The sequence below is a fragment of the Williamsia sp. R60 genome, assembly GCF_054063855.1.
In genome coordinates, this window is sequence record NZ_JBSSGR010000001.1 from 395,342 (window position 1) to 419,213 (window position 23,872).

The 23,872-nt window shown below is 65.6% G+C and carries 18 protein-coding genes; 6 read left to right on the plus strand and 12 right to left on the minus strand.

Features of this window, described 5'->3' with window-relative positions; all coding sequences use genetic code 11:
• Nucleotide 1: 1 nt before the first annotated feature.
• The 3 genes from ACVWY6_RS01740 to ACVWY6_RS01750 form a co-directional block, all read right to left on the minus strand.
• Nucleotides 2-2,026, minus strand: coding sequence for an acyl-CoA dehydrogenase family protein (locus ACVWY6_RS01740; protein WP_457535824.1), 2,025 nt, complete (start codon nt 2,024-2,026; stop codon nt 2-4).
• A 79-nt stretch (nt 2,027-2,105) separates the two neighbouring features.
• The gene (locus tag ACVWY6_RS01745; protein ID WP_457535825.1) at nt 2,106-3,077 is read right to left on the minus strand and encodes an isopenicillin N synthase family dioxygenase; all 972 of its coding nucleotides are present in this window, start codon (nt 3,075-3,077) and stop codon (nt 2,106-2,108) included.
• Complete coding sequence (locus ACVWY6_RS01750; protein ID WP_400729182.1) at nt 3,074-3,550, minus strand: nucleoside deaminase; 477 nt, start codon at nt 3,548-3,550, stop codon at nt 3,074-3,076. Before ACVWY6_RS01750 ends, ACVWY6_RS01745 begins: the two co-directional genes overlap by 4 nt.
• A 104-nt stretch (nt 3,551-3,654) precedes the next feature.
• Here ACVWY6_RS01750 and ACVWY6_RS01755 point away from each other — a divergent pair, with 104 nt between their 5' ends.
• A complete protein-coding gene (locus ACVWY6_RS01755) occupies nt 3,655-5,190 on the plus strand; it encodes a PucR family transcriptional regulator (protein WP_457535827.1) in 1,536 nt (511 codons plus the stop codon).
• On the opposite strand, the gene ACVWY6_RS01760 is transcribed toward ACVWY6_RS01755, so the two are convergent.
• The 7 genes from ACVWY6_RS01760 to ACVWY6_RS01790 all read right to left on the minus strand — a co-directional run bounded on the left by ACVWY6_RS01760 (nt 5,178) and on the right by ACVWY6_RS01790 (nt 15,030).
• Nucleotides 5,178-6,587, minus strand: coding sequence for a purine-cytosine permease family protein (locus ACVWY6_RS01760; protein ID WP_457535828.1), 1,410 nt, complete (start codon nt 6,585-6,587; stop codon nt 5,178-5,180). The genes ACVWY6_RS01755 and ACVWY6_RS01760 overlap by 13 nt on opposite strands.
• A 114-nt stretch (nt 6,588-6,701) precedes the next feature.
• A complete protein-coding gene (locus ACVWY6_RS01765) occupies nt 6,702-7,721 on the minus strand; it encodes an agmatine deiminase family protein (protein WP_457535830.1) in 1,020 nt (339 codons plus the stop codon).
• Nucleotides 7,721-8,707: a nitrilase-related carbon-nitrogen hydrolase gene (locus tag ACVWY6_RS01770; RefSeq protein ID WP_457535832.1), complete on the minus strand. Its 987-nt coding sequence runs from the start codon at nt 8,705-8,707 to the stop codon at nt 7,721-7,723. The genes ACVWY6_RS01765 and ACVWY6_RS01770 overlap by 1 nt, the downstream gene beginning before the upstream one ends.
• 58 nt (nt 8,708-8,765) lie before the next feature.
• The gene (locus ACVWY6_RS01775) at nt 8,766-10,283 is read right to left on the minus strand and encodes an NAD-dependent succinate-semialdehyde dehydrogenase (protein ID WP_457535834.1); all 1,518 of its coding nucleotides are present in this window, start codon (nt 10,281-10,283) and stop codon (nt 8,766-8,768) included.
• Complete coding sequence (locus ACVWY6_RS01780; RefSeq protein WP_457535835.1) at nt 10,276-12,270, minus strand: primary-amine oxidase; 1,995 nt, start codon at nt 12,268-12,270, stop codon at nt 10,276-10,278. Before ACVWY6_RS01780 ends, ACVWY6_RS01775 begins: the two co-directional genes overlap by 8 nt.
• Nucleotides 12,260-13,630, minus strand: a complete 1,371-nt coding sequence (gabT, locus tag ACVWY6_RS01785; protein WP_457535837.1) for a 4-aminobutyrate--2-oxoglutarate transaminase — start codon at nt 13,628-13,630, stop codon at nt 12,260-12,262. Before gabT ends, ACVWY6_RS01780 begins: the two co-directional genes overlap by 11 nt.
• 2 nt (nt 13,631-13,632) lie before the next feature.
• Nucleotides 13,633-15,030, minus strand: coding sequence for an aminobutyraldehyde dehydrogenase (locus ACVWY6_RS01790; protein WP_457535839.1), 1,398 nt, complete (start codon nt 15,028-15,030; stop codon nt 13,633-13,635).
• 241 nt (nt 15,031-15,271) lie between these two features.
• On the opposite strand from ACVWY6_RS01790, the gene ACVWY6_RS01795 reads away from it, so the two are divergent.
• Nucleotides 15,272-16,780 (plus strand): PucR family transcriptional regulator, encoded by a 1,509-nt coding sequence (locus ACVWY6_RS01795; protein ID WP_457535841.1) that lies wholly within the window; start codon nt 15,272-15,274, stop codon nt 16,778-16,780.
• 88 nt (nt 16,781-16,868) lie between these two features.
• Nucleotides 16,869-18,353 carry an FGGY-family carbohydrate kinase gene (locus tag ACVWY6_RS01800; protein WP_457535842.1) on the plus strand — a complete coding sequence of 495 codons (1,485 nt, stop codon included), beginning with the start codon at nt 16,869-16,871 and terminating at the stop codon, nt 18,351-18,353.
• 53 nt (nt 18,354-18,406) lie between these two features.
• Here ACVWY6_RS01800 and ACVWY6_RS01805 read toward each other — a convergent pair whose 3' ends face one another.
• A complete protein-coding gene (locus ACVWY6_RS01805) occupies nt 18,407-19,192 on the minus strand; it encodes an SDR family NAD(P)-dependent oxidoreductase (RefSeq protein WP_457535843.1) in 786 nt (261 codons plus the stop codon).
• Nucleotides 19,189-20,202: a sugar-binding transcriptional regulator gene (locus ACVWY6_RS01810; RefSeq protein ID WP_457535844.1), complete on the minus strand. Its 1,014-nt coding sequence runs from the start codon at nt 20,200-20,202 to the stop codon at nt 19,189-19,191. Before ACVWY6_RS01810 ends, ACVWY6_RS01805 begins: the two co-directional genes overlap by 4 nt.
• Nucleotides 20,203-20,372: 170 nt before the next feature.
• Here ACVWY6_RS01810 and eltD point away from each other — a divergent pair, with 170 nt between their 5' ends.
• The 3 genes from eltD to ACVWY6_RS01825 are packed head-to-tail and all read left to right on the plus strand — an operon-like array spanning nt 20,373 to nt 23,872.
• Nucleotides 20,373-21,461, plus strand: coding sequence for an erythritol/L-threitol dehyrogenase (gene eltD / locus ACVWY6_RS01815; protein WP_116917101.1), 1,089 nt, complete (start codon nt 20,373-20,375; stop codon nt 21,459-21,461).
• Nucleotides 21,462-21,476: 15 nt separating this feature from the next.
• Nucleotides 21,477-22,898: an ABC transporter substrate-binding protein gene (locus ACVWY6_RS01820; protein ID WP_457535846.1), complete on the plus strand. Its 1,422-nt coding sequence runs from the start codon at nt 21,477-21,479 to the stop codon at nt 22,896-22,898.
• 17 nt (nt 22,899-22,915) lie between these two features.
• Entirely contained in the window at nt 22,916-23,872 is a 957-nt protein-coding gene (locus tag ACVWY6_RS01825) for a carbohydrate ABC transporter permease (RefSeq protein ID WP_457535848.1), read from the plus strand.

Genomic DNA, 23,872 nt, shown 5'->3' on the forward strand with positions numbered 1-23,872 from the left:
TCTAGCTCAGCTGGTCTTCGACCATCGCTGTCTTGAGCAGTTCTTCTGGCACCGCGAACCCGTCGACGAGCGTGCGCGCATGCGGACGCAGTGCCGCACACAGGTCGTTGACGCCGCGGCGGATCGCCTTGGCGCGTTCCACCGAGATGTGCCGGTGCATCAGGAACCATTCGAGGTCTGCCTCGAGAGCCGAGTAGACGTAAAGGTCGCAGACCTTGCCGAGGAGTTCGGTTCCGGCCTTGCTGTCGCACTTGTCGATGGCCTCGATGAACGACTCGAGCACCACCCGTTCGATGTGCGCCGTACCGACTTTCAGCAGATGGTCCTGAGCCCCGTTGAACACCTCGAACGGGTCGGCGTCGTCGTCGGTCGCCCGACGCAACCGGTTGGCGCAGGTCCGCAGGAGATGGTCTTCGCGGTTACGGAACAGCCGGATCTGGGTGCCGCGGTTGGTCAGCTCGGACTCTTCGGGATCTTCGCCCGAGGTGTCCATCAGGGTCTGGACCACCTGGCGCGCAGCGGACTTCTCCAGGAACACGTCGCGGGCCATCCCTGCGATGAACCGTGCCCAGCCCACGGTGTTGAGCCCGCGGACGTCTTGGGCGTACGCCGACAGCAGCTCTTTGGCGACGAGCTGCGTGAGGACCGTGTTGTCGCCTTCGAAGGTGGTGAACACGTCGATGTCGCCGCGCATGATCGACAGCTGGTTCTCGTCGAGATAGCCCGCGCCACCGGTCGCTTCACGGCAGACGTTGATGGTGTGTGAGGCGTGCCAGGTGGTCATCGCCTTCAGGCCGGCGGCAGCACCTTCGAGTTGACGCTGACGATCCTCGTCGAGATCTTCGGCGGACTGCAATTCGTGCAGTTCCTCGATGATCTCGTTCTGTGCGAACGCCAGCGCGTACGACTTCGCGATGAGGGGCAACAGCTTTCGCTGATGTGCCAGATAGTCCATGATGACGATCTCGTCGTCGGAGTCCGGCTGCTCGAACTGCCTACGCACCAATCCATACCGGGTCGCGATGGTCAGCGCTTTGCGGCCCGCGGCACCGGCCGTGGCCGCGACACTGACTCGGCCCCGGATGAGGGTGCCGAGCATCGTGAAGAACCGGCGGTTCTCGTTCTCGATGGGCGAACTGTAGGTGCCGTCCTCGGCGACGTCGGCGTAACGGTTGAGCAGGTTCTCGCGGGGGATGCGCACGCGGTCGAAGACGATGCGGCCGTTGTCGACTCCCGCCAGGCCGCCCTTGTATCCGCAGTCGCTGGTGGTGATCCCGGGGAGATCGTTGCCGTCGTCGTCACGGAGCGGGACCACAAAACAGTGCACGCCCCGGCCGGTCGGCTCCTCGTCGGGACCACCGGTCACCAGCTGGGCGAACACCGCCGCGACCTTGGCATGCTCTGCCGCGCCGCCGATGTAGTCCTTACGTGCCAGCTTGGTGTCGGAGTTGACGACGAACTCGCCGGTGGCGGTGTCGTAGGTGGCTGTGGTCTGGATGGCCTGCACATTGGAGCCGTGTCCGGTCTCGGTCATGGCGAAGCAGCCGAGCACATCGAGATTGATCAGGCCGGGTACGTACTTCTGGTGGTGGACATCCGTGCCGAGGTTCTCCACCGCGCCGCCGAACAGGCCCCACTGGACTCCCGCTTTCACCATCAGCGACAGATCGGCGTAGCCGAGCAGTTCGATCGCGCTGATCGAAGCACCGATGTCGCCGGTGCCTCCGTGCTTCTCCAGGAATCCGGCGCGGGGGAACCCGTGGCCGGCCAGTTCGCGCATGATCTCGAGGATGCGAGCGCGGGCCTGGTCCAACGGGAGCGACGGGTCGGGTAGCAACTCGGAACGGTTCAGCTGCTCTCGCACCGCTTCACGGGTGGACCGCCAGCGTCCGTCGAGTGCGATGCGCAGGTTGTCGACCAGCAGCTCGGTGTCTTCCTCGGGGGTCTGCTTCTCGGGTAGATCTGCGGTTCGGACCTCGGGATCGATGTCCGTTGCCGTGAAGGTGTCCGCTTCGTTCGCCGTCATGGATCCGAGGTTACCCACGAGTAAGGACTTTGAACCGGCAGTTCCGCAAACCCCCGGGGGGCACCCGTTGGGCTGGGCCTCAGGACGCTGTGACGGTGATCGCTTCGAGCCGCTCCATGATGAACTCACCTGCGACAACCGGGGGTTGGCCGTTTGCCGCACCGTCGGGTGGGCCCAGTGGGGTCACCACCGCATCGTGATCGAGTTCATAAAAGAAGATGAGCGACATCAGGTCTTCGTCGGGTGCGTCGGCCTGCGGAGGCAACACGCGGTGGCGGCCTGCAGGCCATCGTCCGCCCGTCCAGTATTCGAGGAGGTCTCCGATGTTGATGGTCAGGGCCTCGGGGTCGTAGGGGGCGTCCGCCCAGCCGCCTTCCTCGGTATAGACCTGGAGACCGCCGGACCCCGGTTCGCGGTCGAGAACGGTGACGGTGCCGAAGTCGGTGTGCGCCCCGATCCGGAACTGTCCCTCCTCGGGACGACCCACCTCGGTCAGCGCGGGGTAGTGGTTGATGTTGGACGTCCACGTGGCTCGTTCGGCGCGGCCGAGGAAGTCATGTCCGGAATCGAGCCCGAGCGCCGCATTCATCAGCGCGAGCAGGTCGTCGGACAGCAGCTTCATCTGACGGCAGTACTCGGTGAACAGCTCGTCGAGCTCGGGCACTTCCGCCGGCCAGACGTTCGGCGGAAACCATGCGGCGTCCACCACCGGGTCACCGGTCGGGGTCTGCGCGCCGCAGTTGTAGGTCTCCTTGAGATCGGGTGGCGTCTCGCTCCCGTCGGCAGAACCGTTGGCCTCCATGCCGGGTCCGATCCATCCGCGACCACCGACAGCGACCGCGTACCGGCTCTTGACGTGGGCGGGAAGGGCGAAGAACCGGCGCGCGGCCGCTCGGAGGTCGGCGGGGAGTGCCGGATCGATGCCGTGGCCGGTGACCAGCAGGAAACCTGCCGTCTGCAGGCTCTCATCGACCGCCCGGCACAGTGCCTCGGCTGCGTCGCCGCCCCGGCGCCACTGTGAGATGTCGACGGTGAGAATGGGGCTGCTCATCGGCCGGTCTCCTCGGCGACGCCGATGTCTTCGTTCCACAGGCCGGGGTTGCCGTCGATGAAGTCGGCCATCATGGCCACGCACCGTGGGTCGTCGACCACGGTGACCGACACACCCAGGTCGGCAAGCCAGTCCTCGCCGCCCTGGAAGTTCCGGGTCTCGCCGATGACCACCGAGCCGATGTCGAACTGACGGATGAGGCCGCTGCAGTACCAGCACGGCGCCAGCGTGGTCACCATGATGGTCGATCGGTAGTCGCGTTGCCGCCCGGCGTTGCGGAAGGCGGCGGTCTCGCCGTGTACCGACGGGTCGTCGTTCTGCACGCGCATGTTGTGACCACGTCCGAGCAGTGTTCCGTCGGCGGCGAACAGTGCGGCCCCGATCGGGATCCCGCCCTCGATCAGACTCTGCTGGGCTTCGGCGTATGCGGTCTCGAGCAGCGTTGCGGGCGAGACGTCGATGGAGGTGCTCATGGGAACCAACGCTGCCCGTCGTGCGCAATTGGGGCAACTGACATAGTGTCGCGGCACCGGGGGCTACGGACGTGCAATTCGTCGGTGACGAGAGGCAAGCGACAATGGTTCTGGCGTTACACGAGGTCCTCGACCGACACCTGGCGGCAACCGATCCGCAGGTGCTCAGTGGTCACGGACGGCTCGACAACGAGGTCCGCTGGGTGCATTCCAGTGAGATCTTCGAGATCGGTCCGCTGCTGTCAGGTGGTGAACTCCTGCTCACCACGGGACTCGGACTGGCGGGTACCGACGCCGGTACGCGTCGCCATTACATCCGCGAGCTGGCCACTCGCGACGTCGCCGGTGTGGCAGTGGAATTGGGCAGGACCTTCGACGAGGTTCCCGACGAGATGATCCGCGAGGCCTCGTCGGTGCAACTCCCGCTGATCGCGCTGCACACCGTGGTCCCGTTCATCGACCTGTGCCGCGCTGCCAACACCGACATCGTCTCGCGGGAAGTCGGGGTGCTCCGCCGACGAGGTGAACTCGACGCGGCGCTGCACGCGCTAATGGCGGCCGGCGCCGGTGCCCCGGCCATCGTGAAGGCCATCGCGGCTGCCATCGGGTGCCCATTGGTGGTGTTGGGCAAGAACAATGCGCTGATGGCCGCCGAGGGTGTTGATGACGACCACTCGGCGTGGCAGGTGGTGGACGCGCAGTCCGCGTCGGTGCCGGTGCAGTCGCGCGGACAGGTCATCGCGACCTTGGTCGCCGGTCCGTCGTCGCTCGATACGGACACCATGATGTCCCTTCTCGGCCTCGGTGCCGGACCGCTGGGTGTGGCGCTGTCGATGTCGCGCGAGCTCGGAGGGCTGCGCCATCGGGCCGCGGCCACTCTGATGTCCGATCTGCTCGATCGGCGGGTCGATCGCCGTCCTGACCTCATGATGCGTTCTCGGGCAGCAGGTTTCGACCCGGCGGGCGCTGTCTGCATCGTTCCGGTGGCGATCTCTGCCCCGGCGCCCCGGATGGCCGCGCAGCTGACGGCGACCGTGACCAAGAAGCTCGGCGTGCAGTCGCTGCACGCCGACGTACATGCGACCTCCTACGCGCTGTTCGCCATGACCGATCATGCCCGCGACCAGATCACCCAGGTCTGTGCAGCGTTCGCCGGAATCGTCGGTGAGGCAACGGTTGTGGTCGGAAATGCTGCGCGTGTTGATGCCCGTGACCTGTCCGACGCCTTGCTGACAGCACGGCGAGCACTGGCGATCGCCTCCGGGTCCCGGCGTGCGATGGCCCGTCACACCGATGCGGTCTCCTCGGTTCGCGCGCTCGCGGCGGAACTCGCGGTGGAGACTCTCGACGCCGCGGTCCGCGACGACTTGGTGACCTCTGTCGGGCCGCTGGTCGAATGGGATCGGACCCACGGGTCAGAGCTCACCCACACCCTCGAGGTGCATCTTCGGCATGGTTGCAGCGCAACACGATCCGCGGTTGTCCTGCACCTGGGCAGACAGAGTCTGTATCAACGTCTCGAACGGATCCGGGAGCTGCTGGGATTCGACTTCGCGGCGCCCGAGACCTACCCGTCTGTGTTGCTGGCCCTCTGCGCGCACCGTAGTACGGTGCGATCGGCCTCCGGTCAGGCGGGCTGATAGTCGCGACGAATCTTGCTGCGCGACAGCAGGAAGTATCCGGCGAACGCGATGACAAATCCGGCGAAGAACGTGATGTCTCCCAGTTCGGGCACTGCCTCGGCGACAAAACCGACATATCGTTCCTGGTTGCTGAAGAGCAACACCGAGGCGACGAGGGCGATCAGGAACGCCGACAGTCCGCCCCAGTTCGTGTACTTCGGGTCGTACAGCATCGCGGCCACCGGACGGTTCCGGCGAAGGATCTGGTCGGCGAACACGATGCCGAGCCACGGGCCGATCCAGTAGGCGACGATCAGCAGGAAGGTCTCATAGGACTCGGCCGCGTCGGCCAGTGCCCACCAGGCAACCAGGAATCCCACGACTCCGAACACCACCGTGACCAGCGCCCGCTGGATACCGAGCGACATCCTGAATCCCATGGCGACAAAGGCCATTCCGCCGGAATAGAGGTTGATCGCGTTGGCCGCGACCGCCCCGACCGCGATGGCCAGCAACGTCAGATCCGCCACGACCGACGGCAGATGCCCGGTGAACGCGTCGGTGGGGCTCTCCGCATCCGAGCCGATCGTCACCGACGCGGCGCCGACGGCCATCAGTGCCGTGGTGGACACGAACAGCCCTGACGATGCGAAGAATCCGGTCTTGAACCGGGACACGGTCGCGGGAAGGTAGCGGGTGAAGTCGGCCGCGTACGGGGTCCAGCCGGCGGTGTAACCGAACGCCGTACCCACAGTCAGGAGGAATCCGCCGAGTCCGGCGCCACCGTCGGTGGCGGGTGCGCCGAGATCGGCCTTGCTGAAGATGATGACGCCGGCGGTCACGAACACGATGGCGAGAAGAGGCGCGGCAATGCGCTCGAACCCTTGGACGAGGTTGTGTCCGAAGAACGCAAAAGCTGTCTGCGCCAGTACGACGATCAGGAGCGCCAACACCGACGGGAGACCGAACAGCGTGTTGAGGGCCAGCGCGCCGCTGACGCTGTTGGTCGCGAACCAGCCGATGCCGCACATGACGGTCATGAATGCGGCGGGCACGATGTTGCCGCGGTAACCGAAGCCGAGGCGGCCCAGAACCATCTGCGGCACTCCGTGCAGCGGGCCGCGAGCGGAGAGGGCGTAGTGAGCGAGGGCGCCGAGGAGGTTGCCCAACGCCACCGCGGCGAGGGCCTGCCAGAAGCTGAGACCGAAGTACAGCACCGACAGGACCCCGACGAAGATCGTCGCGAACTCGAGGTTGGGCGCGGTCCACGTCCAGAACATGCTGCGCGGTTTGCCGTGCCGGGCCTCGAGCGGGATGAACTCGTTGCCGCCTGGTTCGACCGCAAGCACTTTGCTGCCATACGAGCTGGGCGCCGCGTCGGCAACGGGCTCTGTTTGGGGAGTGGTCGATGTCATTGCGTCACGGTCCCCTACCCGCGGGTGCCGCGGCAACCTACAGAACGTCCGCTGGCGTGGTGCCGCGGGCGGGCGAACTGTCGGCCCGTCGGGCGGGGCTCATCGACCGGTGGTTCATATCGCACGACTGGCCGGTTGATGCTGCGTGATGCAGTGGATGCCCCCGCCCCGCTCGAACAACGGCCGCGCGTCGACCGTGCGGATCTCACGCCCCGGATACACCTCGGACAGAATTGCCGCAGCCCGTGCGTCATTCGGATCGTCGAAGCTGCAGGCGATCACGGCATCGTTGATCACGAGGTGGTTGATGTAGCTGTAGTCCACCGGTCCCTCGTCGTCGGTCATGACCGTGGGGGCCGGGACGTCGATGATCTGCCACCCGGGTTCCGCCGCGGCGATCACCTCTTTGATCCGAGCGCTCACCACGTGATCGGGGTGGCCGTGGTCTTGCTGGTCGTGCACCAGCGCCACACCCGGCGACGGGATGGCCGCGACGATATCGACGTGTCCACGGGTGCCGAACTTCTGGTTGTCGCGAGTGAGGCCGTACGGCAACCAGATCGCCCTCTCGGCGCCGATCGTTCGCCGCAGCTCGTCCTCGACCTCCTCACGAGACCAGGTGGCATTGCGGCCCTCGCCCAACTGCACCGATTCGGTCAGCAGCACCGTGCCGTCGCCGTCGACCGCGATGCCACCGCCCTCGTTGACCATCGGCGAGTCGATGCGTTGGGCCCCCGACAGCTCGGCGATCAGCGCGCCGATGTGCTGGTCTTTGTCCCATCGCGCCCACGAGGCAGCCCCCCATCCGTTGAACACCCAGTCGACGGCTCCGAGGGTGCCGTCCTCGTCGATCACGAATGTGGGCCCGATGTCGCGCGCCCAGGCGTCGTTGAGCGGAGCCGCCACTATCTCGACGTCGCGGGAGAGGTATTTCCGGGCCGCGGGCAGTTCATCCGGGTCGACGAGCATCGTGACCGGCTCGAACTCACAGATGCTGTGTGCCACCGCCGCCCATGTCCGACGGGCTTCGTCACGCGCGGCGTCGGTGTCGCCGAGTGAATAGCCGGGTGCCGGGTAAGCCATCCACACCTTTTCTTGCGGGGCTGTTTCGGCAGGCATCCGCCACTGCGACATCAGATTTCTCCGGCGCCGTAGTGCCCATGTGCGGCAACCGGATCGACAAGACGACCATAGGTGTCAGGCCGTCGGGTCTTCAGGAACGGGAACAGCGTGAGCCAGTCACGACGCTGGGCGAGGTCGAGTTCGGCGACCAGCACGGCAGGTTCGTCCCGGGGCGCCTGGACAAGGATGCGGCCATACGGGTCGGAGATGAAAGACGAACCGTAGAAGGTGATCTCGCCTTCGTTTCCGGTGCGGTTGGGTACCACCATGAAGGTACCGTTGGCGATCCCGTTTCCGACGATCACCTGCTGCCACAACGGCTGGGTGTCGAAGTCGGGGAAGTCGGGCTCGGATCCGATGGCGGTGGGGTAGACGATGATCTCGGCCCCGGCCAGCGAATACGCGCGTGCGGCTTCGGGGAACCATTCGTCCCAGCAGGTCGGCATCCCCAGGGTGGCGTCGAGTCCGGCCGGCGAGTGCACGGGATACGGGTCGGGTTCGGCGGGCCCTGCCCGGAAGTACGTGTCCTCGTAATAGCCGGCCGTGATGGGGATGTGGATCTTGCGTGTCTTGGCCACCAGCTCGCCGTTCGGTGAGACCAGGATGGCGGTGTTGAACCCGAGGCCGTCGTCGTAGGTGGTGCCGTTCTCCGCCGAGCTCTTCTCGTACAGCGACGCGTGCAGGAAGATGTTGTGCTGCTTCGCCATTGCCGAGGCGAAGGCGAATGTGGGCCCGGTGTCGAGGTCCTCGGCGGAGTCGCCCGGGTTCGCGCCACCTCGGACGAACGCCGGATACCGTAGGAGGGTGATCTCGGGCAAGCACACCAGGCCCGCCCCGGCTCCGGAGGCCATCTCGACGCCCTCGGCGAGATCGGCCAGCAGGGCATCGGTGTCGGGCTGCCAGCGATGCTGCACGAGACCCACCCGTAACGGTGCGCGCCCTGAGTCGGTATCCCGACACAGTGACGGCGGCGCCGTCAGGGCAGTGATGAGCTGCATGATGTCCTTTCCCGGACGGCGTCGCCGATCCGGTGTGTGTCTCTGCGTGTCTGCCGGACTACGTCAGTGCGATGTACTTCGTGGTCAGGTATTCGTAGATGCCCTCTGATCCACCTTCGCGCCCGATCCCGGATTGCTTCACACCGCCGAACGGCGCCGCGACATCGGAGATCACGCCTCGGTTGATCCCGACCATCCCCGACTCGATCTTGTCGGCCACCCTCAGCGCCCGGTCGAGGTCCTGGGTGTAAAGGTAAGCGGCCAAACCGTATTCGGTGGAGTTCGCGGCCTCGATGGCCTCGTCCTCGGTGGTGAACGTACTGATGACCGCAACGGGGCCGAAGATCTCGTTTCGCACGATGTCCGCGTCTGCCGGCACCTGGTCGAGAACCGTCGCAGGGTAGTAGCACCCCGCGTCATCGTTCGACGTGTTCGGCGCGAGGGAGTCCTGGACGTTTTCCGGATCGGCACCCAGCCGTACCCGGGCCCCATCGGCGACCGCCGCGGCGACAGCCTTTGCGATGGACGTCTGCTGCTTGTTGTTGACCATCGGGCCCAGTGTGGTCTTCGGGTCGTAGCCGGGCCCCAGGACCATGGCCTCCATCTTCGCCGTCAGCGCCGCGGTGAACTGTTCGGCGATACCTTGCTGGACGAGAAAGCGATTGGCTGCCGTGCATGCTTCGCCGCCGTTTCGGGTCTTCGCTGCGAACGCACCTTCCACCGCCTTGTCCAGATCGGCGTCGTCGAACACGAGGAAGGGTGCGTTGCCACCGAGTTCCATGGACGTCCGCTGAACGTTCTCGGCTGCCTGTCCGAGCAGGCTCCGGCCGACCGGGGTCGACCCGGTGAAGCTGATCTTGCGTACGCGGGGATCGGCGATCAGCGGCTCGGTGACGTCGGCTGCCTTGCTGGTCGGGAGAATCGAGAGCACGCCGCCGGGCAGTCCCGCCTCGCCGAGCAGCTTGGCGAGGTACAGCATGGTCAGCGGGGTCTCTTGGGCGGGCTTGACGATCATCGTGCAGCCCGCGGCCAGCGCCGGACCGATCTTCCTGGTGCCCATGGCGAGTGGGAAGTTCCACGGCGTGATCGCCAGTGCCACCCCGACGGGGGCGTGGGTCACCATGATCCGTCCGGTGCCCCCTGGCGACGGGGTGAACCGGCCCGAAACACGAACGGCCTCTTCGGCGAACCACCGCAGGAACTCACCGCCGTAAGTGATCTCGGACTTCGAATCGGGCAGTGCCTTGCCCATCTCGAGAGTCATGATCGTCGCCATGTCGTCGGCGTGGTCCTGGACCAGATCGTAGGTGGCGCGCAGAATCTCCGATCGCTTGCGTGGCGCAGTGGCAGCCCACTCGTCCGCCACTGCGAGCGCGCTCTCGAGTGCGGTGTTCGCGTCGTCGGGCGTGGCATCGGCCACGTGAACCAGGGACGTGCCGGTGGCCGGGTCGTCTACCGAGAACGTGGAACCGTCGGATGCGTCCACCGAGGCCCCGCCGATCCACAGACCCGTGGGGACCTGGTCGAGCAGCTCGCGGAAGGCGGCGATTGGATCGGTGGCCGGGGAATCAGTCATGACAGTGTCCTCCAGATGATTCGGGCGATGTGGATGATGTGGGGTGACAATGCGCGCTCGGGCTCGGTGCGACATCGAGGGATGGGTTTCGGTCGAAGAAGCCGAATGGCTTGAGCCAGAACGAGACCGTGTCGGCGGGCATGATCGGCCAGTCCTCGGGCCGGGTGATGTGGTGGATGCCGAAGGTGTACCAGAGCACCACGTCGGTGTTGTCGATGCTGCGGTTGGCTTTCGTCCATTCGCCCAGCCCCTTGTCGGTGGCCGACTGGTTCACGAATTCACCTGCGGGCCAACGTTCGTCGGGACTGTTCGGGGTGACCCACACGGTGTGGCCGATGACCTCGGCGCGCGCGAACACCGGTGAGGCCGGGTCGAACATGGCAGGGATGGCGTCGCCGGGGACCAGTTTGTAGGCAGGATGGGTGCCCAGTCCGTTGGTGGTGTTGGTGTTCACCACCTTCCACGCTCGCTGGGTGGACCAGTTCATGTCCTGCTTGCCCTCTTCTTCGGTTCGTAGAGGGGTGTTGCGCTGCACCAGGGACAGGCCGTACGGATTGGCCGGACCCATCGGCTCGATCTCGGTTTCGCTGGCGTAGACGGTGTTCTGGGTCCCGTCCACGTCGAGGTCGAGGCGGGCGACCAGGAAATGCTGATGGAACGGTGCGTAGGTGCGTTCGTCCACCAGGGTGCCGTGCGGGTGGGTGGCGCCGGGTGCGATCGGCGTGGTCACCATGATGCCGGTGGCGCGCACCTCGCACTCGATGTTGCCGTCCTGGTAGAAGCGCCAGTAGACGAGGTACTCGTAGTTGGCCACGGTGACATGGAATGACACCGTGAGCCGGCGCATCCGGCGAACCTCGGCGCCCGCATCGTGGTCGACATGCTTCCAGAGAACCGCGTTGTCCTCTTCGTGGATGCAGATCGCATTGGTGATCGTGTACGGCTCGCCCTTGCTGTTGTGCAGCACGGCATCGAGGTAACGGATCTCGCCGAGGCAGTCGCAGCCGAGTTCCAGCGAGGTCGCCATGAAACCGAGGCCCCACTCGCCGATGTCGAATGCTGTTCGGCGGTAATGGTCTTCGCAGTGATCTCGGTACGGCACCATCATCTCGGCAAACGACAGCCGGTGGGCCACCGAGCGCTCGCGACCACCGTCGTTGTAGGTGATGGCGTGCAGGGTCATGCCCTCGCGGTGGTTGAATCCGACGCGCAACGACCAGTTCTGCCAGGTCAGCTTGTTGCCCTCAAGGGTGAACGAGGGGCCGTCCGGCTGGGTGATCTCCAGGGGCTTGAGTGGTTGGCGGCGCGATTCGGCCCGGATCCGCTCAGGGATTCGACCGGGCACGTACTCGCCCATGACATCCGGCGGTTCCACGCCGCCGTTGTCCTCGATCTCGAGCAGTTCCATCGTGTTGAGGTCGATGACGCAGTGCAGTCCACTGACCGGGTGGGCGTAGGGGTTGGCCCCCGGTTCGGACCTGAGCCAGGTGTCCGACCAACCGAGCCGTCTGTCCCGGTACTTGTCCGGGGCGACGGCGTCTCCATAGGTCCAGGTGTCCATGAACACCAGGTCGAGGTCGGTGATCCCGCGCTTCTTCAGGGCAGCGATCACATCTGGGTGGCCCCGCAGCACCTGGTCACATTCTTCGAACTCGTCGACGGTGAAGTTCGCCTGTACGCCGGGGATGTGGGTGAAGGATTCGACAGCGTCCTCAGTCAGTGAGACAACCGCCTTGTAGGTGGCGTTGCGCGTCGTGTCCGAGCAGGTGACGAGTCCCTTGCGAGGAGGCCGCGGGCCTCCCGTCGCGTGCTCCGCCAGAGCTCGTTTGCTGGGCTCGAGCAACTCGATCGAATGGAACCGCCAGCCCTCGGCGACGCCATGGTCTCGTGCGAGTAGTGCTGCCGTCGAACGGAATTCGTCGGCGCTGAAAGGGTCGAGGGGATGGCTGGTGGCCTCGGGCCGGCCGGCTGCCGGATCAGTGGGCACGCGCTGCTCCTGTGGACCCGGTCAGTTCGCGCAGGCAGTTCTCGAGTACGTCGAGCCCGTCGCCGAGCAGTTCGTCACCGATGACCAGCGGGGGCAGGAGCCGGATGACGTTGCCGTACGTACCGCAGGACAGCAACACCACACCTTGTGCGAGACAGGCCGCCACCAGGGCCTTGGTCAGCTCCGGATTGGGCTTGTTTGTACCCGGTTGCACGAGTTCGATGGCCAGCATCGCTCCTCGTCCCCGGACGTCGCCGATCTCGTCGGTGACCGAGGCCATCGCCCGCAGTCGTCTGACGGCGATCTCCTCGATCTCCCGTGCCCGTCTGGGTAGATCGAGTTCGGCCATCACGTCGAGGGTGGCAAGTGCAGCTGCGCAGGCCACCGGGTTACCGCCGTACGTTCCTCCGAGACCACCGGCATGCACTGCGTCGAGCAGATCGGCGCGCCCGGTGACCGCGGACAGCGGCATACCGCCGGCGATGCCCTTGGCCATCGTCACCAGATCGGGCACCACGTTCTCGTGTTCGCTGGCGAACCATGCACCGGTGCGGGCGAATCCGCTCTGCACCTCATCGGCGATGAACACGATGCCGTTCGAGGCGGCCCAGTCGGCCAGTGCGGGAAGAAATCCGGGGGCGGGCACGATGAAGCCGCCTTCGCCCATGACCGGTTCGATGATGATCGCGGCCAGCTGATCTGCCCCGATCTGCTTGTCCATCATCGAGATCGCGCGGGCCGCCGCTTCCGGACCGTCGAGTCCGTCATGGAAGGGGTAGGACCCGGGTACTCGGTAGACCTCCGGCGCAAAGGGTCCGAAACCGTACTTGTATGGCATGGTCTTGGCCGTCAGCGCCATCGTCAGGTTGGTTCGGCCGTGGTAGGCGTGGTCGAACGCCACGACCGCGTCGCGTCCGGTGGCCAACCGAGCCACCTTGATCGCGTTCTCCACAGCCTCGGCGCCGGAGTTGAACAGCACGGTGCGCTTCTGATGGTCACCTGGTGTCAGGTGATTGAGCCGTTCGGCCACCGCAACGTATCCCTCGTAGGGCGTCACCATGAAGCACGTGTGGGTGAAATGCCGTGCCTGCTCGGCAACCGCTTCGGCGACCGCCGGGTTGCTGGCGCCGACGCTTGTCACGGCGATCCCCGACCCGAAGTCGATGAACGAGTTGCCGTCGATGTCGACGATCACGCCACCGTCGGCGTCGGCGGCGTACACCGGCACGGTCGAGCCCACGCCGCCGGCGACGGCCATCGCGCGGCGACCCTGCAGTTTATGGGATTTCGGGCCGGGGATGGGCGTGACGAGTTTGCGTTGCTGGGGGAGGCGGTAGGAGACCGCTGCTGTTGTCGTCATGGTCATTCCACCGAACTCATCACGTGCTTGATGCGGGTGTAGTCCTCGACCCCATAGGACGACAGGTCCTTGCCGTAGCCGGAGTTCTTGAACCCGCCGTGTGGCATCTCGGCAACCAGCGGGATGTGGCAGTTGACCCACACACAGCCGAAGTCCATACCTACGGTCATCCGGTTGGCGGTGCCGTGGTCGGTGGTCCACACGCTCGAGGCCAGGCCGTAGCTCACATCGTTGGACAGCGCGATGGCCTCGGCTTCGTCCTCGAAGGTCTGCACGGTCACCACGGGGCCGAACGTCTCTTCCTGCACCAGCGCGTCGGTCTGGCGGACCCCGGTGATCACGGTGGGCTCGATGAAGAATCCCTTGTCACCGCGGCGCTTTCCGCCGGTGACCACGGTGGCGTGCGAGGGGATCGAGTCCAGTATCGACGTCACCTTGGTGAAGTGGTTGATGTTGTTCAGCGGAGGAACCGTTGTCGCGTCGGCCTTTTCACTGAGCGCGGCAACGAACTTGTCGTGGATGGAGGAGTGTACGAGGATGCGGGTCACCGCCGTGCAGTCCTGGCCGGCATTGAAGAACGACGCCTCGCCGATGCCGTCGACGGCCTTGTCGAGGTCAGCGTCGGCGAACACCACGGCAGGGGCCTTGCCGCCCAGTTCGAGGTGCGCGCGCTTGAGTTGCTGTGCGGCGGATACCGCCACGGCGATGCCGGCACGGACCGACCCGGTGATCGACACCATGCCCGGGGTCTTGTGCCCGACGATGGACGCACCCGTCCCACCGTCGCCGAGCACCACGTTGAGGACTCCGTCGGGCAGGATGCCCTTGGACAACGAAGCCAGTACAAGCGTCGATTCGGGCGTGGTGTCAGAAGGCTTGAGTACCACCGTGTTCCCGGCTGCGATCGCAGGTCCGATCTTCCACAACGCCATCATCAGGGGGTAGTTCCAGGGGGTCACCTGACCGATGACGCCGATGGGTTCACGCCGCACGTACGAGGTGAACCCCTCCATGTACTCACCGGCCGATTTCCCCTCGAGGAGGCGGGCCGCACCGGCGAAGAACCGGATCTGGTCGGCGCCGACGGTCACCTCTTCGTCGGCGATCTGATCGGCCGGCTGCCCGGTGTTCCGTGCCTGGGCGGCCACGAGCGCATCGGAGTTCGCCTCGATGGCATCCGCCAACTTCAGCAAGGCGGTCTGCCTGGTCTTCGGGGTGGTCTTACCCCAGGTCTCGAAGGCGGTGGCCGCAGCGGCCATGGCCGCGTCGATGTCGGCGGTGGTCGAGACCGGCGACGTACCGACGACCGATTCGTCGGTTGGGTTGATCAGGTCGATCGTCTCGGTGGACGACGACGCGACGAACTCGCCGTTGATGTAGTTCTTCAGGATCTCGGGCATGACGCGCGGTCACTCTCTGTCGGATTGGACTCTGTCGGATTGGACTCGGGTCGAATTGGACTCGGGTGTCGATGTGGCTCGGGGATCGATGGGGGACAGGTGATGGTTGCCAGTGTTCGCCGCATCGATGTGGTTGCGGACCTGACAAAATGTCCAGGGTCTGTTCGCCGTCGGTACACTCTGTCCAACAGTCGGCTTGTTTGTGCTGGTCTGTAGCCCCGGACTGGGCCCGAGGAGGAAGGTGGAGCCGTTGACCACCACTGTCCGCTGGCTGCTTGGTCAACGTGACCTCGATCTGCGGCTGATCGGGGGAGCCGCTGGTCAGGACCGCGACATCGACTGCGCACTGAGTTCGGAACTGCCTGCCCCGCACGAGTGGCTCGCCGGCGGGGAGCTGCTTCTCACCACCGGTCTGCGTCTGCCTCCCACTGCGGCCGGGCGCCTCGAGTACGTCCGGCTGCTGGACCGGGTGGGAGTCGCAGGTGTCGGATTCGGTGTCGGCCTCGGCTTCGACGACGTGCCTGCCGATCTGGTGGAGGCCGCCGATCAGGTGGGCCTGCCGCTTCTCGAGGTCCCCTTGCCCGTGCCGTTCTCTGCCATCGCGCGCACGGTGCTCGACCACATCGCCGCAGAGCGCTTCGACCAATTCGTCCGCGCGTCGCACACGCAGCCGCGCATCACCCGCGCGATCATCGCCGGCGGCATGCCGGCGGTGGTGCGCGAACTCGCGGACGCCATCGAACAGACGGTGGTGCTGCTCGACCGTGATCAGCAGCTGGTGAGCGCGCGGCCACAACCGGTGTCCGCCGAAGATCTGGAGTCGGTGCGGTCGCAGGTGGGACGTGACCCCGCGGCGGCCAGCGGCGTCACACTGACCGGCGACCGGGTGATCACGGTGCAACGGATCAGTGTGGCAGGCAACGTCTTCGGGCACCTTGCCGTCATCGGCCGAACCCCGCTAGGTGATCTCGAGCGGGTACTGGTGGGTCACGCGACATCGCTGCTCAGTCTCGAACACGCCAAACCCGGTCAGGTGATGCGCGATCAGCAGGCGCTGAACTCCGACGCGTTGACACTGGCCATGTCGGGCCCGCCGCCCGCGGCAGCGCGCAACATCGTGCTGCGCGCAGCTGACCGGGACGGGCGTGTGCGGATCGCGGTCGCGCAGTACTCGGGGGTGGGAGGTGCACAGCAGGCCGCCGCGGCGGTGGCGGTGGAATTGCAGAACCATTGGCGACCGGTGTTCGTCGACCAGAGCGGTCCGGAGGTGGTGGTACTCCTTCGCGGGGAGGACCAGCGGTCGTTCGCCGAATCGGTGCTCGCGATGGTGGGCAGGCAAGGGGCCCGTGCCGGATTGGGCACGGTGGTCTCGGTCGACGACATCAGCGACTCGGTCCGTCAGGCTCGGCTCGGATGTGCGGTGGCCGGTGAAGGCGAGGTGGTCGACCTGGCCGCACAGGGGTCGGTGCTGGCGCTCGAGCCGGTACGCCAGGCGTTCAGCGGGGCACACGAATCGGTCCTGGGCCCGTTGCTCGATCACGATCGACGCACCGACAGCGCCCTGGTGGAGACGCTGCGCGGATACCTGCTGGCGAATGGTCAGTGGGAAGCCGCCGCCACTTCGGTGGGTGTGCACCGGCACACCCTTCGCCACCGGGTGGACCGCATCGAGCAACTTCTGCGCGTCGACCTCACCGACGCACGCACCCGCGCCGAACTGCTGCTGATCCTCTTGTCGGACCCACGCTGACCCGGTCGTTTCCGCGGACCCGATGTCGACGCCCGCGACGGCGCCAACCCGGTGACGACGATGATGTCCGGCCGATAGGCTGACTCGGGTGGAACTCGTCATCGGAATCGACATGGGCACCGGAAGCAGCAAAGGGGTTCTCGCCGATGCCGGGGGAACGGTGCTCGCCACCGAGACGGTTCCCCACGAGACGTCGATGCCGCGGCCGGGATGGGTGGAGGTCGACCCGGAACGGGTGTGGTGGCAGGAGATCTGCACGATCAGCTCCGCGCTGATGGCCGCCAAACCCGCGGACGGTGACGTGGTCGCCATCTGCGTGAGCGGGGTCGGCCCGTGCCTGGTTCTCTGCGACGCCGATCTCCGGCCCACTCGCCCGGCCATCCTGTACGGCGTCGACACCCGGGCCAGCGCGGAGATCGCCGAGTTGACCGAACAGCTGGGCGCCGAGCAGATCCTCGCCGATGCCGGGACGTTGCTGTCCAGTCAGGCGGTCGGGCCCAAGATGCTGTGGGTGCGCAATCACGAACCTGAGGTGTGGGCGCGCTCAGCGCGCTGGTACGGGTCCAACTCGTACATCGCCGCCAAACTCACCGGCGAGTACGTGATGGATCACCACACGGCCAGCCAATGTGACCCGCTCTATGCGATAAAGGATTTCGAGTGGCACCGCCGGTGGGCTGAGCAGATCTGCGCGGACATTCCGATGCCACGCTTGTGCTGGCCGGGCGAGGTGGTGGGCACTGTTCACCGTCGCGGCGCGGAGGAAACCGGACTGCCCGAGGGGATCCCGGTGGTCGCGGGCACTGTCGATGCTTTCGCCGAAGCGTTCTCGGTGGGTGTGCGTCATCCGGGTGACCAGATGTTGATGTACGGCTCGACGATGTTCCTGATCCAGATCATCGACGAGTTCCACAGCGACCCTGCGCTATGGACCACTGCCGGCGTCCAGGAGCGCACCCTCGCACTCGCTGCCGGGACGTCTACCGCCGGTCGGCTGATCTCGTGGCTTCAATCGGTCACCGGCAACGCCTCATTCGAGGAATTGACGTCCGAGGCGATGGCGGTGCCGCCGGGTAGCGAGGGGCTGCTCTTGCTGCCGTATCTCGCGGGAGAACGTACTCCGGTGTTCGATCCCGATGCGCGTGGCGTGTTCGCCGGGCTCACGTTGCGGCACAACCGCGGACATCTGTTCCGGTCGGCGTACGAGGGAATCTCCTTCGGTATCCGGCAGATCCTCGAGATGTTCGATGACGCGCACACCGCCAAACGCACCGTCGCGGTGGGTGGCGGGCTGCGCAGCCCGGTGTGGGCTCAAGCGCTCAGCGATATCACCGGCCGTACCCAGCTGGTCCCCGAACAGACGATCGGCGCGAGCTACGGCGACGCTCTCCTCGCCGCGATCGCGGTTGATCTCGTTGCGCCGGAGACAGATTGGACCAAGCTCGCTCGGGAGATCACCCCCGACCCGAAGGTCGCGTCACTCTATGACGACCTGTATCAGACGTGGCGCGAACTGTATCCGGCAACGGCAGATCAGGTACATCATCTGGCGCGGATGACCGACGACCGCTGAGAGCTGGTGGTCGGGTCCACCGCCGCTGAGCCGGTCGTGCTCACTCGTACCGGTCAGCCCATCGTGTAGCCGCCGTCGACCGGGAGGTCCACGCCGGAGATCATCGATGCCGCGTCCGAGGCCAGCCACAGCACGGTGTTCGACACTTCCTGGGGAATAGCGAACCGGCCCAAGGGGATCCGGGCCAGCATCGGCGCAGCCTTGGTCTCCTCACCCCACACGCGTTGACCCATCTCGGTGAGCACGACGGTGGGACACACCGAATTGGCGCGGATCCCGTACTGGCCCAGTTCGAGCGCCAGTACCTTGGTGGCCATCACCAATCCGGCCTTGGAGGCGCAGTACGAGTAGTGCTCTCGCAGCGGTGCCAGCGCGGCTGCCGAGGCGACCGTGACGATGGAACCCCCGGTGCCCTGCTCGACCATGATCGAGCCCACTCGTGCGGCCAGAAGGGCGGGAGCTCGGAGGTTGACGTTCAGCACGGCGTCGTACTGCTCGGTGTCGAGGTCGAGAACCGAATGGGGATAGGAGATTCCGGCGTTGTTGATCAGGATGTCCAAGCCGTCGAACGCACCTGCAGCGGCATGCGCGAGTGCTTCGGGACCATCGGTGTCGGCCAGGTCGGCGACCACTGTGGCAACCCGCGTGCCGTGTTCACGGCTCAGGGTGGCAGCGGCCTCGTCCAGCTCGACCTTGTTGCGTCCGCTCAGGATGAGGTCGGCCCCCGCGCGTGCGAGCGTGACCGCGATGTCTGCGCCGATTCCTTTGGTGGCGCCGGTGATCAGCGCGCGTTTGCCGTCGAGGCGCAGAGTGGTCGGATCGACAGTCGGGGTGGTCATAAGCTCTCCATGATTGCTGTGGCGGTTGCGGGATCGGTGACGAGTTGGTTGAAGAAGCCCGCGGCTGCCCCGGCGACGATCGGGTCGACCTTGTCTTTGCCGACCGCCACACCGATGCCGATCGGCACCTGCTTGAGCAGGTCCAGTTCGATGGCGATGAGCCGCTCGCGTCCGGGGAAATCGACGGCCCGGCCGTCGCGGTCGTAGAAGCGCGAGCACACGTCCCCCACGGCCGAGCGCAGCGACGCAGAGCCGGTCGGGACGAATTGCGGTATGTCAGAACGTAACAGAGGCGGTGCACCGATGCCCATCAGCGCACAGCGGGCCTGCGACCACAGTCGTAGAACCGGCTGGATGCTGGGGTCGGCGGTGAGCGAGGCGTGCAGGTCCGGCCCGGGCAGGGCGGGCGCGAAGAGGTAGTTCGGTCGACCGCCGATCCTTCCTGCGACGAGGCGGGTGATCTCGTTGGTCTGGTACCACGGCTCGGGCTGGTCGTTGCCGCCGACGGTCGGTACCACCAGGACGCCGGGCAGTTCGGCCATCTCGTACTGGGCCACTTCGTAGACGGTGCGGCCCGAGGACACCAGGAGTACGTCGCCCGGCAGCAGATTTGCGTCACGGAGGCTGCGTGCCACCGCAGGAGCGAGAACCGATCCCATGACCTCCACGGTCGGGCGCGCTGGGGTGGGCGGGGGCAGCGGGCTGCTGAGATACACCCTGTCGAGGTGCAGTGCCGCCGACAGGCTGGTCTCCAGGTCGGCGTCGAAGAAGTCTTGTGGCGCAATCACTTCGATCCGGACGATGCCCCGGCGACGGGCTTCGGCGAGCAGCCGGCTGACGGTTGCGCGGCTGACGCCGAGCTGTGATGCGACATCGAGTTGGGTGGCTTCGTCGGTGTAGTACAGGCGGGCAGCGGCATAGACCAGCGAGGCGGAGAAGTGGCCGGAATCCGACCCGTTCGCCGCATCGGCCGACGGGGAGGCCGCCGACCTGCGTGTCTGGTTGGCCATGAGGCACACCCCTCCGTCGGTGACTGCGATCCCGCCGATTATGGCACTGCACATTTGTTCATGCGGTGAAAACTCGTGAACATCTGTTCTGTACATATGTATCAGGAAGCGCTAACGTGACCCGGAACACAGCAAAATGAACGCGGCCTCGGCCGGTGAGGAGTTGGCTAATGGGTGAGCAACTACCCGAGAAGATGCAGGCAGTTGTCTGTCATGGACCCGAGGACTACCGCTTGGAGCAGGTCGCGGTACCGGTCGCCGGCCCCGGTGAGGCGTTGATCAAGGTCGAAGCAGTGGGTATCTGCGCGAGTGATCTCAAGTGCTACCACGGTGCGGCGAAGTTCTGGGGCGACGAGAATCGTCCCGCGTGGGCCGAGACGGAGGTCATCCCAGGCCACGAGTTCGTCGGCACGGTGGTCGCACTCGACGACGCCGCCGCCGAGCGGTGGGGGATCGCGGTGGGCGACCGGGTGGTGTCCGAGCAGATCGTTCCCTGCTGGGAGTGCATGTACTGCAAGCGCGGCTGGTACCACATGTGCGCGCCGCACGACCTCTACGGATTCAAGCGCCGTACACCCGGGGCGATGGCCGAGTACATGGTCTATCCCGGAGAAGCGCTGGTGCACAAGGTCTCCAAGGACATCCCTGCGCACCACGCTGCATTCGCCGAGCCTCTGTCGTGCTCACTCCACGCCGTCGAGCGCGCACAGATCACCTTCGAGGACACCGTTGTCGTCGCCGGCTGCGGACCGATCGGCCTGGGCATGATCGCCGGTGCAAAGTCGAAGAACCCCGCTCGCGTGATCGCCCTCGACATGGCCGAGGAGAAGCTCGAACTCGCGAAGCGGTGCGGTGCCGACCTCACCATCAACATCGCGACCGACGATGCGGTGGCGATGATCAAGGATCTGACGGACGGCTACGGTGCCGATGTGTACCTGGAAGCCACGGGGCACCCCTCGGCGGTCCCGCAGGGACTGAATCTGCTGCGCAAACTGGGCCGGTACGTGGAGTACGGCGTCTTCGGGAGCGACGTGTCCGTCGACTGGAGCATCATCAGCGACGACAAAGAGCTCGACGTCCTCGGTGCGCACCTCGGTCCGTACTGCTGGCCCGCAGCCATCCGCATGATCGAGTCGGGGGTTCTCCCGATGGACGAGATCTGCACCCACCAGTTGCCGCTGAGCGAGTTCCAGCGCGGATTGGACCTGGTGGCCAGCGGTAAAGAGTCGGTCAAGGTGTCCTTGATCCCGGCCTGAGCGAAAGACGTATCCATGAATGAGAACTTTTCGGTCAACACTCCGATGTCCCGTCGAAACCTGCTGCGGGCGTTCGGCGTGGTGGGTGTGGCCGCTGCCGCAGCACCGATCCTGGGCGCCTGTGGTGTGGGTGGTCGAGTCGACGCGGAGAACGGTGCCGCTGCGGTCTCGGGCTCGTTCGACTGGCGTAAAGCCGAAGGCACCACGCTCAACATCCTGCAGACACCGCACCCCTATCAGCAGTCATTCCAGCCGCTGTTGTCCGAGTTCAGCGCTCTCACCGGCATCAAGGTGAATGTCGATCTCGTGCCCGAGGCCGACTACTTCACCAAGTTGAACACCGAACTCGCCGGCGGCACGGGCAAGCACGACGTCTTCATGCTGGGTGCCTACTTCATCTGGCAATACGGCCCGCCCGGATGGATCGAGGACCTGGGCCCGTGGTTGGGCAACAGCGCGGCCACCAGCCAGGAGTACGACTTCGACGACATCTTCGAAGGCCTTCGCACCTCGACCCGCTGGAACTTCGAGCTGGGCAGCCCGCTCGGCACCGGCGGTCAGTGGGCGATCCCCTGGGGATTCGAGAACAATGTGGTGGCCTACAACAAGGCCTACTTCGACAGCCGGAAGATCGCGCTGCCGGAAAACTTCGACGACTTCATCCAGCTCGCAATCGATCTCACCGATCGCTCGGAGAACCGCTACGGCATCGCGACCCGCGGCTCGAAGTCGTGGGCGACCATCCATCCCGGCTTCATGAGTCAGTACGCCCGTGAAGGCGCCGTCGACTACACGCTCGACGGAGACGAACTGGTGGCCCGGATGAACTCCGCGAAAGCAGTCGACTTCACACGCAAGTGGATCGAGATGCAGCACAAGGCCGGACCCACGTCGTGGACCACGTACGACTACCCCAACGCCACCGGTGACCTCGGTGACGGTAAGGCGATGATGGTGTACGACGCCGACAGCGCCACGTACCCCAAGAACAAGCCCGGCGCCAGCGCGCAGGCAGGCAACCTCGGGTGGTACCCCGGACCCGCGGGACCGGACGGCAACTACAACACCAACCTCTGGACCTGGACGTGGGCGATGAACTCGCTGTCCAAGAACAAACTCGCCGCCTGGCTGTTCATGCAGTGGGCCACCGGCAAAGAGGCGATGAACAAGGCTGTCGAAGGCGGCATCTACGCGGACCCGGTCCGTAAATCGGTGTTCGACAGCACGTTCAAGCGGATCGCGGCCGACCAGCCGGGCTACCTCGAGACCTTCGAGACGGTCATCGGGTCGTCGAAGATCCAGTTCACCCCGCAGAAGAAGTTCTTCGACACCACCAAGGACTGGGCGGTGGCGTTGCAGGACATCTACGGCGGCGACGACGCCCAGTCCCGGCTGGACAGTCTGGCCAAGACCAACACCTCCAAAGTGAATCTCTAACGGAGAGAGAAGAACCAATGACCACTCAAGCGTCAAAGGCGACGACGGATGGTGTTTCGGGCCAGCCGCCTGTCCGAGCGGACAAACCGGTCGAGGTGCCGTCCTGGCGCCGACGGCTGCGCCCCTACCTGCTCTCGCTTCCCGCACTCATCATCGTCATCGGCATCCTGTACCCGTTCTTCGTCGGTGCCTACTACTCGGTGCTCAACTACGCGGCCGTCAACCCCGATCCCGTGTTCGTCGGTTTCCGTAACTTCGCCTCCGTGCTCGGCGACCAGATCTTCTGGCAGAGCGTGCAGGTCACCGGAGTGTTCGCGGTGGTCGCAACGGCGGTCGAGACCGTCCTCGGCGTGGGCCTCGCGCTGTTGCTCAACCGCTCCAGCATCATCGGCAAGATCTTCGAGAAGGTCCTGATCCTGCCACTGATGATCGCACCCGTCATCGCGGGCGTGATCTGGAAGCTGATGTTCAACCCGCAGTTCGGAATCCTCAATCACGTTCTGGGACTGGGGAACACCTTCGACTGGCTGTCCAGCACCAATGCGCTCTGGTCGGTGATCCTGGTCGACGTCTGGATCTTCACCCCGTTTGTCGCCATCCTCGTGCTCGCGGGCATCCGCTCGCTGCCGAAGGAGCCGTTCGAGGCCTCCGAGGTCGACGGTGCCAACTGGTTCTTCATGTTCCGCAAACTGATGCTGCCGATGCTGTGGCCATACATCCTGGTGGCCGTCATCTTCCGGTTCATGGACAACCTCAAGGTGTTCGACGCGATCTACGTGCTCACCGCGGGCGGCCCCGGCGTCTCGACCCGCACCCTGCAGATCGGCGCGTTCGAGGACGCGATCATCAACCTCGACTACTCCCGTGGAGCGACCTACATGTTGCTGCTCTGGATCATCGTGTTCATCACCGCACGCGTTCTCGTCAGCGTGCTCGGAAAGGCGCAGCGACGAGCTGCGGGAGCGGAGTCCTGA

Bases quoted from the DNA above. Each gene is read 5' to 3' on its own strand.
- ACVWY6_RS01775 (WP_457535834.1), bottom strand. From the start codon at position 10,283: ATGACTGATTCCCCGGCCACCGATCCAATCGCCGCCTTCCGCGAGCTG.
- ACVWY6_RS01765 (WP_457535830.1), bottom strand. From the start codon at position 7,721: ATGTCGCAGTGGCGGATGCCTGCCGAAACAGCCCCGCAAGAAAAGGTG.
- ACVWY6_RS01750 (WP_400729182.1), bottom strand. From the start codon at position 3,550: ATGAGCACCTCCATCGACGTCTCGCCCGCAACGCTGCTCGAGACCGCA.
- eltD (WP_116917101.1), top strand. From the start codon at position 20,373: ATGGGTGAGCAACTACCCGAGAAGATGCAGGCAGTTGTCTGTCATGGA.
- ACVWY6_RS01760 (WP_457535828.1), bottom strand. From the start codon at position 6,587: ATGACATCGACCACTCCCCAAACAGAGCCCGTTGCCGACGCGGCGCCC.
- ACVWY6_RS01770 (WP_457535832.1), bottom strand. From the start codon at position 8,707: ATGCAGCTCATCACTGCCCTGACGGCGCCGCCGTCACTGTGTCGGGAT.
- ACVWY6_RS01740 (WP_457535824.1), bottom strand. From the start codon at position 2,026: ATGACGGCGAACGAAGCGGACACCTTCACGGCAACGGACATCGATCCC.
- ACVWY6_RS01755 (WP_457535827.1), top strand. From the start codon at position 3,655: ATGGTTCTGGCGTTACACGAGGTCCTCGACCGACACCTGGCGGCAACC.
- ACVWY6_RS01825 (WP_457535848.1), top strand. From the start codon at position 22,916: ATGACCACTCAAGCGTCAAAGGCGACGACGGATGGTGTTTCGGGCCAG.
- ACVWY6_RS01810 (WP_457535844.1), bottom strand. From the start codon at position 20,202: ATGGCCAACCAGACACGCAGGTCGGCGGCCTCCCCGTCGGCCGATGCG.
- ACVWY6_RS01805 (WP_457535843.1), bottom strand. From the start codon at position 19,192: ATGACCACCCCGACTGTCGATCCGACCACTCTGCGCCTCGACGGCAAA.
- gabT (WP_457535837.1), bottom strand. From the start codon at position 13,630: ATGACGACAACAGCAGCGGTCTCCTACCGCCTCCCCCAGCAACGCAAA.
- ACVWY6_RS01790 (WP_457535839.1), bottom strand. From the start codon at position 15,030: ATGCCCGAGATCCTGAAGAACTACATCAACGGCGAGTTCGTCGCGTCG.
- ACVWY6_RS01820 (WP_457535846.1), top strand. From the start codon at position 21,477: ATGAATGAGAACTTTTCGGTCAACACTCCGATGTCCCGTCGAAACCTG.
- ACVWY6_RS01745 (WP_457535825.1), bottom strand. From the start codon at position 3,077: ATGAGCAGCCCCATTCTCACCGTCGACATCTCACAGTGGCGCCGGGGC.